This window comes from Bacteroides sp. HMSC067B03 (genome assembly GCF_001811315.1).
Taxonomy (GTDB): Bacteria; Bacteroidota; Bacteroidia; order Bacteroidales; family Bacteroidaceae; genus Bacteroides; species Bacteroides faecis.
This window is the reverse complement of sequence record NZ_KV804458.1, coordinates 95,099-108,590: the sequence shown is the minus strand read 5'-3', so window position 1 is coordinate 108,590 and position 13,492 is coordinate 95,099. Positions and strand designations below refer to the sequence as shown.

At 43.6% G+C, this 13,492-nt stretch carries 14 protein-coding genes and 1 pseudogene; 8 read left to right on the top strand and 7 right to left on the bottom strand.

Going from position 1 to position 13,492, the window contains the following annotated elements; translation table 11 throughout:
- Positions 1 to 99: 99 nt before the first annotated feature.
- Both HMPREF2794_RS23285 and HMPREF2794_RS23280 read right to left on the bottom strand, forming a co-directional pair.
- On the bottom strand, positions 100 to 1,491 hold the full coding sequence (locus tag HMPREF2794_RS23285) for an NAD(P)/FAD-dependent oxidoreductase (protein ID WP_070752835.1): 1,392 nt from the start codon (positions 1,489 to 1,491) through the stop codon (positions 100 to 102).
- A 198-nt stretch (positions 1,492 to 1,689) separates the two neighbouring features.
- Complete coding sequence (locus HMPREF2794_RS23280; RefSeq protein WP_010538782.1) at positions 1,690 to 2,595, bottom strand: glucosaminidase domain-containing protein; 906 nt, start codon at positions 2,593 to 2,595, stop codon at positions 1,690 to 1,692.
- Positions 2,596 to 2,706: 111 nt separating this feature from the next.
- Here HMPREF2794_RS23280 and cdd point away from each other — a divergent pair, with 111 nt between their 5' ends.
- From cdd to HMPREF2794_RS23245, 8 genes and pseudogenes are all read left to right on the top strand, one after another.
- Complete coding sequence (gene cdd / locus HMPREF2794_RS23275; protein WP_010538783.1) at positions 2,707 to 3,189, top strand: cytidine deaminase; 483 nt, start codon at positions 2,707 to 2,709, stop codon at positions 3,187 to 3,189.
- Positions 3,190 to 3,191: 2 nt separating this feature from the next.
- Complete coding sequence (locus tag HMPREF2794_RS23270; protein WP_010538784.1) at positions 3,192 to 4,031, top strand: AraC family transcriptional regulator; 840 nt, start codon at positions 3,192 to 3,194, stop codon at positions 4,029 to 4,031.
- Positions 4,032 to 4,119: 88 nt separating this feature from the next.
- On the top strand, positions 4,120 to 4,701 hold the full coding sequence (locus HMPREF2794_RS23265; protein ID WP_010538785.1) for a DUF417 family protein: 582 nt from the start codon (positions 4,120 to 4,122) through the stop codon (positions 4,699 to 4,701).
- A gap of 101 nt (positions 4,702 to 4,802) precedes the next feature.
- A complete protein-coding gene (locus HMPREF2794_RS23260; protein ID WP_070752834.1) occupies positions 4,803 to 6,176 on the top strand; it encodes an FAD-dependent oxidoreductase in 1,374 nt (457 codons plus the stop codon).
- A 295-nt stretch (positions 6,177 to 6,471) separates the two neighbouring features.
- Positions 6,472 to 8,112, top strand: a complete 1,641-nt coding sequence (locus HMPREF2794_RS23255; protein ID WP_010538787.1) for an ABC-F family ATP-binding cassette domain-containing protein — start codon at positions 6,472 to 6,474, stop codon at positions 8,110 to 8,112.
- A complete protein-coding gene (nudC, locus tag HMPREF2794_RS23250) occupies positions 8,057 to 8,950 on the top strand; it encodes an NAD(+) diphosphatase (protein WP_255324031.1) in 894 nt (297 codons plus the stop codon). Before HMPREF2794_RS23255 ends, nudC begins: the two co-directional genes overlap by 56 nt.
- Before the next feature lie 6 nt (positions 8,951 to 8,956).
- A pseudogene (locus HMPREF2794_RS29710) lies at positions 8,957 to 9,121 on the top strand (acyltransferase); the annotation flags it as partial.
- Positions 9,090 to 10,265, top strand: a complete 1,176-nt coding sequence (locus HMPREF2794_RS23245) for a DUF418 domain-containing protein (RefSeq protein ID WP_010538790.1) — start codon at positions 9,090 to 9,092, stop codon at positions 10,263 to 10,265. The pseudogene HMPREF2794_RS29710 and the gene HMPREF2794_RS23245, both read left to right, overlap by 32 nt.
- A 169-nt stretch (positions 10,266 to 10,434) precedes the next feature.
- Here HMPREF2794_RS23245 and HMPREF2794_RS23240 read toward each other — a convergent pair whose 3' ends face one another.
- The 5 genes from HMPREF2794_RS23240 to HMPREF2794_RS23220 all read right to left on the bottom strand — a co-directional run bounded on the left by HMPREF2794_RS23240 (position 10,435) and on the right by HMPREF2794_RS23220 (position 13,420).
- Positions 10,435 to 10,899, bottom strand: a complete 465-nt coding sequence (locus HMPREF2794_RS23240; protein WP_010538791.1) for a DUF4870 domain-containing protein — start codon at positions 10,897 to 10,899, stop codon at positions 10,435 to 10,437.
- A gap of 85 nt (positions 10,900 to 10,984) precedes the next feature.
- Entirely contained in the window at positions 10,985 to 11,446 is a 462-nt protein-coding gene (locus HMPREF2794_RS23235; RefSeq protein ID WP_010538792.1) for a zinc-ribbon domain-containing protein, read from the bottom strand.
- Positions 11,447 to 11,535: 89 nt separating this feature from the next.
- Complete coding sequence (locus tag HMPREF2794_RS23230) at positions 11,536 to 12,027, bottom strand: hypothetical protein (protein WP_022301938.1); 492 nt, start codon at positions 12,025 to 12,027, stop codon at positions 11,536 to 11,538.
- A 348-nt stretch (positions 12,028 to 12,375) separates the two neighbouring features.
- Positions 12,376 to 12,891: a porin family protein gene (locus HMPREF2794_RS23225; RefSeq protein WP_022301937.1), complete on the bottom strand. Its 516-nt coding sequence runs from the start codon at positions 12,889 to 12,891 to the stop codon at positions 12,376 to 12,378.
- Between the two features lie 97 nt (positions 12,892 to 12,988).
- A complete protein-coding gene (locus tag HMPREF2794_RS23220; protein ID WP_010538795.1) occupies positions 12,989 to 13,420 on the bottom strand; it encodes a hypothetical protein in 432 nt (143 codons plus the stop codon).
- Positions 13,421 to 13,492: the final 72 nt, after the last annotated feature.

Here is a 13,492-nt window from a genome sequence, read left to right as displayed (position 1 = left end):
TCAAAAATATAGTGACGCCATCCTGTTATCATAGCGTCACTATCCTCTTATGATGGCGTCACTATCACGACTAGATAGCGTCACCATCGCAAAACGGCATTATTCCTTTTTCGGTTCGGCTGACTGCGGCTCCTGTTTTACCGGTTGCGGCTCTTGTATGAGTTCTTTGCCCCAATGAGTTGTAGCTTCTATTGTTTCCCTGTCGCGGATTTCTTTCGCTTTACGGGCATAGACTATCATACGCATAGACTGATCGTACGTAAAGTAATTCCATACCCAGTTCAGCAATACCACGACTTTATTTCGTACTCCAAGAATAGAACGCAGATGGACTACCAGCCACATCACCCAAGCAAACCATCCTTGCATTTTCACTTTACTGAATTCAGCTACGGCACGATTACGGCCAACGGTTGCCATCGAGCCTAAATTGCGATAATGAAAAGGCTTCATCTCTTTTCCTTTTTCCAGACGGATCAGATTCTTTGCCAGCAATTCTCCCTGCTGAATGGCAACCTGTGCCAATTGGGGATGTCCGTTCGGATAATCTTCGTCACCGGAAAGGATACACAAGTCACCAATCGCAAATATATTATTCGTACCTTCTACCCTGTTAAAAGCATCTACTTTGATACGGCCTCCACGACCGATAGCAGCTGCATTCATATTTCCAAAAGAAACTCCGGTAACTCCGCTTACCCAAATGAAAGTACGGGTAGCAATCTCACTGCCATCTTCAAGTGTCACTTTATGGTTACGATAATCCGTAACACGCTTATTCAAAAGAATATTGACTCCCATTTCGCGCAGGAACTGCTCCGCATGGCTCGATGAGTCCTCCGACATTCCGGCGAGTAATCGTGGACCGGCCTCTATCAGATAAATATGCATCAGACTACTGGGCATATCGGGATAATCATTCGGCAATACAAATTTCTTCATTTCCGAAAGCACTCCTGCAACTTCCACCCCTGTAGCTCCGCCGCCAACGACCACAACGTTCAGTAATTCCTGTTGCTCCTGTTTGTTGGAGCAGGTTACCGCACGTTCCAGATTGGCCAAAAGAGCATTTCTCAATCCCATAGCCTCGGATACATTTTTCATAGGCATGGCTTCTTCTTCAATATGCTTATTACCGAAGAAATTGGTCGTAGTACCTGCCGCCAGCACAAGATAATCGTATTCTGCCTTACCTATGGAAGTCTGTATCAGGTTCTTTTCGGGAAAAATGGCACGTACTTCCGCCATCCGGAAATAAAAATCTTTCCGATGCTGGAATATCTTACGGAAAGGGAAGGAAATGGAAGTCGGTTCCATACCCGCCGAAGCCACCTGATAAATTAACGGAGGAAACTGATGATAGTTATTCTTATCTATCAACACCACTTGAAAGCCTGATTTTTTCAGCTTATTAGCCAGTTTCAAGCCACCGAAACCACCGCCTACTATGACGACACGTTTCTTACTGTCCTTTGCAATATTAAGACTCATATATTAATCATGTTTTATCATACATAATAACATACGGGCAGGACATTTAGTTTTCATACGGCAGTACTTTTGCAAAGAAAAAAGGCAGCAATTTCTTCCCCGGTGGCGAAGCACCTCCTCATCGGTGCCGAAGGGGGTGTTCCCCGGTGCCGGAGCATAGCTTCATCGGTGCCGGAGAAAAACGGATATAACAGCCTTCTAGCGAAGACGCAGACGATCTCCTACCTCCGGAATATATTCTCCGTCCTTACGGTTCATCTTATACAGATTTTTGAGACGGATACCATATTTCTGCGAAATGCCATGCATGGAGTCTCCATCTCTTACAATATATACGGTGTGAGGCTTGGACGCCTTCTTCTTTTTACTCTTCAGGTAAATAATATCTCCGTCCACGAGTGTATAATCACGCTGCAAATCATTATATTTCACCAATTTCTTCCAGCTGATATCAAATTCTTTACCCAAATCTTTGAAGGTATCTCCGCTACGGGCTACGATATAAGCGATATCATTGGCAATATATACCGGATGCGGACTCAGCAGCCAAGGGTTCTTTCGCAGTTTGCGCTCCGAGTAAACGCCTTTGCTGTCATATTTATATAAATCGTAATCTTCGATAATCGTAATCAGACGATTGGCATAGGAAGGATCGGTGGCATATCCCGCTTTTTTCAGTCCGCGTGCCCATCCCTTGTAATCAGTGATGTCCAGTTTAAAAAGAAAGGCATAACGAGCGCCTCTCCGCAAGAAATCAGAATGGTCTTCGTACGAATCACGGGGATGGCTATATGCCCGAAAACATTCATTACGCGCGTCATCATCATGACGAACGGTGCGCCCGCGCCAACTGCCACCACACTTTATACCGAAGTGGTTATTACTCTTACGTGCCAACTGACTGTTTCCAGCCCCACTCTCCAGCAATCCTTGTGCCAGCGTGATACTTGCGGGAATTTTATGGAGTTTCATCTGCTCCACAGCCAAGTCACTATACTTATTTATATATTCTACATAACGTGCATTCCGTCTTTGCGCCTGTACCCCTACGGCAAAGAAAATAAGAACAGTTAAAAAGACCAGTCTATACAATTTGTTCTCCATTTTGATTGATATGTGGATTATTGGTCACAAAAATCTGAAAAATAATTGGGATTATCAATCTCTTTTCTAACTTTGTAACATTAATAATGTAGAACTAACCTATTTACCTATATGAAGGACCTCACAATTACCGCTATAATTAAAGTATATCAATACGATGAACTGAATGAGGCTGACCAGTCATTAATGAAAACAGCCATGGAAGCAACTGCCCGCAGCTACGCTCCCTATTCACATTTCTCAGTAGGCGCCGCCGCACTGCTGAACGACGGGACCATTGTGACAGGAACCAATCAGGAGAATGCAGCTTATCCGTCAGGGCTTTGCGCGGAACGTACTACCCTGTTTTATGCCAACTCGCAGTATCCCGACCAACCGATCAAGACCCTCGCTATTGCAGCAAGAACCGAAAAGGATTTTATAGAAAAACCTATTCCTCCTTGCGGCGCCTGCCGCCAGGTTATTCTGGAGACGGAGAAACGCTACGGACAACCGATCCGCATTCTGCTATATGGCAAAGAATGTATCTACGAAGTAAAAAGCATCGGCGACTTACTGCCACTATCATTTGACGCATCAGCTATGGAGGAATAAATATGTTACAACAGTATCACACCAAACTAAAAGGAACACTCGCACTCACAGATTCATATCTGACAGAGAAGGCTTTGCAAAAAGAAAAAGGACTCTATAAGTTTATATGGGTCCGGCAAGGAAGCATCACTGTAGAAATTGACCATCAGGAAATGGTGCTTTCAAAAGACGATGTAATCTCACTGACTCATCTGCAACATCTTGAATTTAAATCAATAGAAGGTGAATATATGACTTTGCTATTCAACAGTAACTTCTATTGTATCTATGGAAATGACCACGAAGTATCATGCAGTGGCTTCCTGTTCAACGGTTCGTCCCATCTTGTCAGGTTCACTCTGAATGAAAAAGAACGCCGGCAACTGGATCAGATTACCGAAGCCATGGAAAACGAGTTTACCGTTTCCGACAGCCTGCAGGAAGAAATGCTACGTATCCTGCTGAAGCGCTTCATTATCCAATGCACACGAATCGCCCGTCAGCGACTGGATATCACGCGGGAAAAGGAATCCGGCTTTGAGATTGTCCGCCAGTATTACAATCTGGTAGACGAGCATTACCGGACCAAGAAGCAGGTACAAGACTATGCCGACATGCTTCACAAGTCTCCCAAAACACTTTCGAACATTTTCTCAACCTGTAAGTTACCTTCTCCGCTAAGGGTCATTCACGAACGCGTAGAAGCAGAAGCCAAACGCCTGCTGCTTTACAGCAGCAAAAGCGCTAAAGAGATTGCCGACATTCTGGGCTTTGAAGATCAGGCTTCCTTCAGCCGTTTTTTCAAAAACATGACAGGTCAGAGTGCCGTACAATTCAGAAATACGGAAGAAGGGAAGAATTGATAAGCGAAGCGGAAGTATTGCCATTTCGGGGGGATGCAGAAAGCACGATCTTTGCGGTGTTAAGTTAAACCATTAAAAAGACCGCAAAATGAAAGAGAAATTGATTGCTTTACTCACCTTCACCTCCAGCCTGAAGAATTTCGGAATTAAGTTTATCCGTGTAGCTATCCTGGTCGTATTCGTATGGATCGGCGGATTGAAATACTTCCATTATGAAGCCGATGGAATTGTTCCGTTTGTCGCCAACAGTCCATTCATGAGTTTTTTCTATGCGAAAGATACTCCTGAATATAAAGAACACAAAAATCCGGAAGGAGCTTTCGTACCGGAAAACCGTGCATGGCATGAAGCCAATAACACGTATACTTTCTCTTATGGATTGGGAGCACTCATTATGAGTATCGGCATATTGGTATTCCTGGGGATTTTCTTCCCGAAAGTAGCGTTGATAGGTGATACGCTTGCTATCATTATGACATTAGGTACCCTATCCTTTCTTGTTACCACGCCCGAAGTCTGGGTCCCCAACCTGGGCGGTGAAGAGTTTGGCTTCCCGTTACTGTCCGGTGCTGGAAGATTGGTTATCAAAGATATTGTTATTCTTGCAGGAGCCGTAGTGCTTCTTTCAGACTCGTCACAACGCGTACTCAAAACACTAAAAAAAGACTGATTCCACTGATGCAGAATGCCCTGACTTCCCGGAACTAACGCAAACAATATACTTTTTTATCTGTTATACTACTGAATATATATCGTTAATGAAAGGAAGTTATGAAACAATATGATGCAATAATTATAGGGTTCGGCAAGGCAGGCAAAACGCTTGCTGCCGAACTTTCCAACAGAGGATGGCAGGTTGCCATCGTCGAGCGGTCCAATGAAATGTACGGAGGGGCTTGCCCTAATGTGGCTTGTATACCTACCAAGAGTTTGATTCACGAATCAGAGATATCAACTCTGCTTTATCATGACAATTTTGACAAGCAGAGCAACATGTATACACAGGCTATTGCCAGAAAGAACAAACTGACCTCTTTTTTAAGAGAAAATAACTACGAAAGATTAAGTAAACGTCCTAATGTAACTATTTACACGGGAATGGGATCTTTTGTTTCGCCCAATACTGTGAAAGTGGTTCTCTCTGAAGAAGAAATCGAATTGCAGGGAAAGGAGATTTTTATCAATACCGGCTCCACAGCCATCATTCCGAATATAGAAGGTATTCAGCAAAGTAGAAATGTGTACACCAGTACTACTCTCCTGGATCTGGATATCCTGCCTAAACACCTGATTATCATAGGTGGCGGTTATATTGGCCTGGAATTTGCGTCCATGTATGCCGGATTCGGAAGCAAAGTCACTATCCTCGAAATAGGAAACAGATTTATGCCCCGCAATGACTCGGATATTGCCAAAAGTATCCGGGAGGTAATGGAAAAGAAAGGCATTGAGATCCGCTTGAATGTGCGTACACAGTCTATTCATGATACGCATGACGGGGTGACTCTGACTTATTCGGATACTTCCGATGGTACCCCTTACTTTGTAGATGGAGATGCTATTCTGGTAGCAACAGGTCGTAAGCCGATGATTGAAGGACTGAACCTGCAAGCAGCCGGAATAGAAGTTGATGCCCATGGCGCTATTGTTGTCAATGACCAGTTACGTACCAATACGCCCCATATATGGGCAATGGGGGATGTAAAAGGAGGCGCACAATTCACGTATGTCTCACTGGATGATTATCGTATTATCCGGGACCAACTTTTCGGAGATAAAAAGCGGGATATCAACGACCGGAATCCGTTGCCCTATGCCGTATTCATCGACCCGCCGCTGGCACATATCGGAATTACGGAAGAAGAAGCACTAAAAAGGGGGTATTCTTTTAAAGTTTCCCGATTACCGGCAACTTCCGTTGTCCGTTCACGTACTTTGCAACAAACTGATGGCATGTTGAAAGCTATCATCAACAGCCATAGCGGGAAAATAATGGGTTGTACCCTATTCTGTACGGATGCTCCGGAACTGATTAATATCGTCACGATGGCTATGAAGACCGGGCAACACTATACATTCCTGCGCGACTTCATCTTTACGCATCCCAGCATGAGTGAAGGATTGAACCAATTATTCGACGTATAAAATTGAATAGAGCCTCTAAACCACATAAACGGAGGCTCTAAAATATCTTTTTAACTGAAATAGAGCGATATTTATAAGAAAGTATTATCTTTGCGACCAAGTTAAACTATATACTTACCACAATGAGAATTTCTAAGTAAGACAACACTTCTAGTAAACATCACTTTTCATCTATGCTTTTTCATAACCGTTAAGCATCACGAAATTCGTGTTGTTTAGCCAGTATTGTGTTTGTCGTTCCCTTACCCCGTGATTATCTTCACCCAGTTTTCAACCTCAAACCCAATAGACCATCATGCCTATTAGTATTCAACAAATCAGCTATATCCATCCGGATAAAGAAGTATTATTCAGTGACCTTAACTTTGCCATCAGCAAAGGACAAAAATTAGGATTAGTCGGTAATAACGGCTGTGGCAAATCCACGTTGCTACAAATCATTGCCGGACAACGATCACCATCTTCCGGTGTCATTGTCCGTCCGGACGACCTGTATTATATTCCACAGCATTTCGGACAATATGATTCGCTGACCATTGCACAAGCTTTGCAGACAGACCATAAACAAGAAGCTTTGCACGCTATCCTCGCAGGGGATGCCTCAACCGAAAATTTCACAATTCTGAACGATGACTGGAACATAGAAGAACGTTCCATGGCCGCTCTTGATTCCTGGGGATTAGGACAGTTCACGTTATCCTATCCAATGAATCTGCTTAGCGGAGGAGAAAAGACACGTGTATTTCTGGCAGGTATGGACATTCATAATCCATCCGTTATCCTTATGGACGAACCAACCAATCATCTCGACTCATCGGGCCGGCAACGTTTATATGATTGGGTACAAAAATGGCGTTCTACACTGCTGATAGTAAGCCACGACCGTACAATCCTCAACCTCCTTCCGGAAATCTGTGAGTTAGAGAAACATCAGCTTACGTATTATGGTGGCAATTATGAGTTCTACAAGGAACAGAAAAACATCATGCAGCAAGCCTTGTTAGAACGAATCGAAGAAAAGGACAAAGCGCTCCGACTCGCCCGCAAAGTAGCCCGCGAAACAGCTGAACGCAGAGAGAAACAGAATGTACGTGGCGAGAAAGCGAACATGAAAAAAGGTGTTCCACGCATCGTATTAAATTCATTGCAGAGCAAATCGGAAAAGAGTACTGCAAAACTCAACAACGCCCATCAGGAAAAAGCCGGGAAACTGACAGATGAACGAAATCAACTCAAAAGTTCGCTTCCTTCAACAGCAGTATTAAAAACCGATTTCAACAGTTCCTCTCTCCATTCGGGAAAAATACTTGTTACGGCAGAAAAGATTAATTTCAGCTATCATCAGATGGATAATAAAGAGAGTCAAAATACTTCAGGCACCGACAACCCGGAACAATTTCTCTGGAAGACCCCTCTCAGCTTCCTGATAAAAAGCGGAGACCGTCTCTGTGTAAAAGGGCTGAACGGCAGTGGAAAAACAACTCTGCTGAAATTAATCACAGGACAACTCCAGACTCAGACAGGGACACTGACAAGAGCAGATTTCACTTACGTCTACCTAAATCAGGAGTATTCTATCATTGATGACCGGAGCAGTGTTTTAGAGCAAGCTTACGCTTTCAATAGTCGTAACCTGCCGGAACATGAAATAAAGATCATCCTAAACCGTTTTTTATTTCCCGCTGCCGAATGGGACAAATCCTGCCGGAAACTCAGTGGGGGAGAAAAAATGCGACTGGCTTTCTGCTGCCTGATGATCAGCAATAATACACCCGATATGTTTATACTGGACGAACCGACCAACAATCTGGATATACAAAGCATTGAAATTATTACTGCTACCATCAAAAACTACACGGGCACTGTCATAGCCATCTCACATGACGACTACTTTATCAAAGAGATTGACATTGACCAGCCTATTTTATTGCATTAATAAAACAGTTTTCATAACTTCGCAGTTCGAAGAATACAGAAAGAAAAAAATGAGTCAAACAGCACAATCCTGGTGGTTCGTCTTCTACAAAGACGAACTACTGCTTGAAAAGAAAGAGAACGGCACATTTGCCCTCCCTTATGGAGAGATACCTCCCGTCTTTATGATAGAAAAGACTACCGTACATGATGTAACGACTTTAGAAGGAAGTAATTGCAAAGCCTTCTCCCTGGCCCGTCCTATTGAAGAATCGGCCAAGTATGTATTAGTCGGGCTTAGGGCTTCTTATGAATGCCTGCCCGTAGCCCATTACCAGGCAGCAGGGAAAGCACACGAAATATTACATTGGGATAGAAACAGCCGGTTCTGTTCTGCCTGTGGCACACCGATGGAGCAAAAGGAATCCATCATGAAAAAGTGCCCTAACTGCGGTCGGGAGGTTTATCCGGCTATCTCTACCGCTATTCTTGTATTAGTGAGAAAAGGTGATTCTATCCTACTGGTTCATGCCCGCAATTTTAAAGGCAGATTCAACAGCCTCGTTGCCGGGTTTCTGGAAACAGGAGAAACACTGGAAGAATGTGTAGCCCGCGAAGTAAAAGAAGAAACGGGACTGGATGTGAAGAACATCACTTATTTCGGCAATCAGCCCTGGCCTTATCCCAGCGGATTAATGGTCGGTTTTATTGCAGATTATGCCGGAGGTGAAATCACATTACAGGATGAGGAACTCAGTTCCGGTGATTTCTATACCCGGGATCATTTACCGGAACTACCCCGTAAACTGAGTCTGGCACGGAAAATGATCGACTGGTGGCTGGACTGTTCCAATAAATAGCCAAAATGGATGATAAGTATCCCTATTATCTTTTGCATTACCATTGCACTTAGTTTATTCTCTTATTACTATTTTGAGAAGCCCGCTAACAAATGGGTAAAACGAATATTCACTAAAAAAACAATCATAAATCAACCCCATGGAATTATCAACAAAAACATCACGAATTGAGGTAGTAGACGCCCTCAGAGGCTTTGCCGTCATGGCTATCCTCCTGGTACATAACCTGGAACATTTTATTTTTCCTGTTTATCCGGAAAGTTCCCCCGAATGGCTGACTATTCTGGACAATGGCGTACTCAATGTAATATTCTCTTTGTTTGCCGGAAAATCTTATGCGATATTCGCTCTGCTTTTCGGATTTACCTTTTATATCCAATCACATAATCAGCTGCTAAAAGGAAAAGATTTCGGTTATCGTTTCCTATGGAGAATGATATTACTTGTAGGTTTTGCCACTCTCAACGCCGCTTTCTTTCCGGCAGGGGATGTACTGCTCTTGTTTGCAGTAGTGAGCCTTATATTATTTATTGTACGCAAATGGAGCGATAAAGCAATTCTGATTACTTCTATCATATTCCTGCTACAGCCTATTGAATGGTATCACTATGTGATGAGCCTTTTCAATCCGGGCTATACCCTACCTGACCTGAATGTCGGAGCAATGTACGATGAAGTAGCAGCCTATACTAAAGGCGGGAATTTCTGGGAATTCCTGACAGGCAACGTCACACTGGGACAAAAAGCCAGTTTGTTCTGGGCTATTGGCGCCGGACGTTTTTTACAGACAGCAGGACTTTTCCTTTTTGGTCTGTATATCGGACGAAAACAGCTATTCGTCACTACCGAATCTCATCTGAAATTCTGGATAAAGGCACTTATCATAGCAGCCATCTGTTTTGCCCCACTTTATTCTCTGAAAGAACAAATCATGCAAAGTGACAGCAGTCTGATCAAACAGACAGTAGGTACGGCTTTGGATATGTGGCAGAAGTTTGCATTCACCATCGTACTGGTTTCTTCCTTTATTCTGCTTTATCAAAAAGAAAGATTCAAGAAAGCCGTGTCCAACCTCCGATTCTACGGTAAGATGAGTCTAACAAACTATATCAGCCAATCTATACTGGGAGCTATCATCTATTTCCCGTTCGGCTTCTATCTGGCTCCTTATTGTGGATATACCCTCAGTCTGATCATCGGTATTGTCCTTCTTCTGTTACAGGTACAATTCTGCAAATGGTGGCTGGCCAGACACAAACAAGGTCCGCTGGAAACAATCTGGCACAAATGGACTTGGCTGGGAACTAAAAAGTAAAATACAGAAATGAAAGAATGCAGACTACGAAGTACACGCATACGACTATATCAACTATACACGTTCATTGAAAGTACCACACAATTGTGCAACTCAGTAGTCTGCATATAAAAAACGGTGCGTGACAGATTGCGCTTGTGCCTGCAATTCGCCTCCCTCGTTTCTCCCGTTATTTCAATATTTTGAATTTGCCGATAACAGGAAGTTCTTTCGCTTTCCCATTTGCCGCATTAATGATGCCGATAACGGCAAGCACAGCAAAGACAATGCTGACAAGACCGAGAAGGCTGACAACAAAATAAAGCCTCCACGAAATAGCTAAAACGACAGCACTCAAGATACTATACGCAACTCCGTATAAGACAGCGGCAATACACAGCACCAATCCTTGGTTGGAATGGAAGCGAGCGAACTTAGACTCCTTAGCTGCAAAAATCGGTATCAGTACCAGTATACCGAAATAAGCCAGCACCGCCATCACTTTGTTTTGCTCGATGTCCGCCTGATTGTACCCGCCGGCAGGTTGCTGTGATTGAGCAGATTGAGTCGCATTTACTTCTACAGGTGCTCCGCAAGCCGGACAGAATTTGATTCCTTCTTCAATTTTTTGACCACATTTTCCACAGAATGCCATAATTTGTTTCCTCCTATTAATTAGTTATTTTTTAGATTAGAAAGTGTATACCATCATTGTGAGATCGATATGTCTTTTGTTCCGGCTATTCGCCAAGACCGGTTGCCAGATTTTTCAGTGAATCCAGTTCACTACCGAAAAACAGGATAACGACCAAGACGATTATTCCCGAAAGTACCGTCCCGATTATCATCCAGACAAGCATGGCACGCGCCATATTCCGTTTACTTACTTTATGACAACCTCCGCATGCCCAGATAATAAGACATATCATATTGATGAGCGGGAGCATCAGCAACAAAAAAATGCCAATATAACCGCCTGTCGTGATAGGCTCTTCCGTGTAGACAGCCGCAGGTTGTTGAACAGGAGGCTGTTGGGCCTGAACCATATATATCGGTGGCTGTTGGACAGACTGCGGTTGCGACACTGGTTGCAGTTGCGGTGCAAGTTGCTCAGTTCCTTCCGCCGCCAATGCTGCTCCGCATGAAACACAAAACTTAATATCGTCGGGCACCTTATTTCCACAATTGGTACAAATAGCCATAATTTATTTCTCCTTAACAATTAAATAAATATTGTTGTTGTCTTATATTCTATCGCTTCCCCTATCGTCATTTACTGTTCGTTTCGATTTTATTTTTCTTCATCACTCGCCGATTGGAGTTCTTCAAGGGTTTTCTTCACCTCGTCGCCGGTCGATTTAACTTCTTCAAGGACCTTCTTCACATCGTCACCGGTCGTCGTTTCCACTCCTTCAAGCGCTTTCTTCACATCCTCGCCGGTTACTCCGCTTTCTTTCAGTTCTTTTCCCAATTCGTCGCCAACCACCTTAAACCCGGCACTTACCAATACGGCAGCCCATTTCGTCACTTTACCTACGATTTTAAGTTTATCAAGCGCACCCACTTCATCGTTTTCCAATGCGTCGTTCAGTACTTTCAGAGGTTCTTCCATCTCTTTGTCTAGAGCTTCAAAGTCCTTTTTTGTCATCTTGTCTTTGTTCTTCTCGACCTTTTCGATAGATTTATCAATTTTTTCCATTGCTTTGTCTACCGGAGACTTCGCGCAAGCCACAATTAACAGAATGCTTGTCATACATGCCAGAACTACAAAAAAATTTCTCATATCCATCAGTTTTTAAAGTATTAATATATCATAGAATCCCTTATTCATAGCCGTTTGTTTATATTCGTTGACGTTCCATTATCTCCCCATACGCATCGAAGAAGATTCGTCCTTCTCCCATCGCACCGAAGCACTTCACGTCGGTATACCACAAAGCAGAGTATCACCTTTCTCCACCTCGGGCAAGCGGACAAGTTTCACTTGCGCCTGTTTTTTCTTATTTTGTCTCCACACACGGTGCTATCTCGTCGTCCGCCTCTCTCCCTGTGGCGAAGACATCGGAAGAAAGAACATCTTCTGAGAGAAAAAAGGGAAAGAGGGGACAAGAGAAACAGCGTGTTTATCGCATCAGAACTTGTAGGCCACTCCTGCCGAAATAAGCAGGCGACTCCAATCACCACCAACCTTGTACTTCAGCTCGGCATTGATAACAAACTTTTCGGAAAGATTGAAGTCCGCACCGGCACCGATGTTAAATCCGAACTCCGAATTGGATGCGCTGCCTCCACCATAGTTTCCGTATTCACCCAGATCCATCTCAGGAACGCTTACTTTGATTCCCCAAATACCTGCTCCTGCCACAGGATACAATGTGATGGCATCGGCAACCGGGAATAGGTAGTGTACGTTTACACCCGCATTCCACATATTGATATTATCTTTTTTCAGGAAGTAAGTGAACGATGGTTCAAGACGCAATCGGTTAATCACGTTCCACTGGAATTTCGCCCCGATACCGATGTTGGACAACCCGTCACCCGATCCGTATACCACTTGAGCACCCACTGCCGTTTCACCTTTCTCCTGAGCACTTGCTACTGTAATGCAGAGCACGGCTACCATCAATAATAAAATTCTTCTCATAATTACTTAAATTTAAAAATGTTTCCTACTCTATAAGCTTTTCGGTTTCGCTATGTGTTCCTCCTTTAAAGGTCGATGTGCAAAGTCTCCCGTTCCATCAACCCATACCTCCCATGGCCTGCATCGCCCTTTTGATGTCGTCTTTGTTCAGATCGATATAATAGTCCAGTTTGTTGCAAGTCAGCGTTTTTCCTGAAAGTTTAAACAAGACTTTATCTTCAGCGTCCAAATTTTCGTATACCATCTGTGCTATTTGCTCAGTCGGGCACGTCACGGAACAAGAAGCACCGGTACATGAATTGCCGTTGAACTTGAACGTATACACATAAGCGACCGTGTACTTCGTTCCCGGAACCGTGTAGCTGTATTTAAACGTAGCCGTGTTCCCATCTTCACTCCATCCTGTTTTTACGTTTTCTACCCCACCCGGTTCCTCTTTCTCTTCATCATCGTCACTGCATGCGGGGAATGCCAAAGCAAACATCAGGCAGAGTCCTGCCATTTTCAACCAAAGACCAAATGTTTTCATAATTATCACTATTTAATTTTTTTCCCTACTCTATAAGCTTTTCGGGTTTCGCTTGTGTTTTTCCTTCTAACA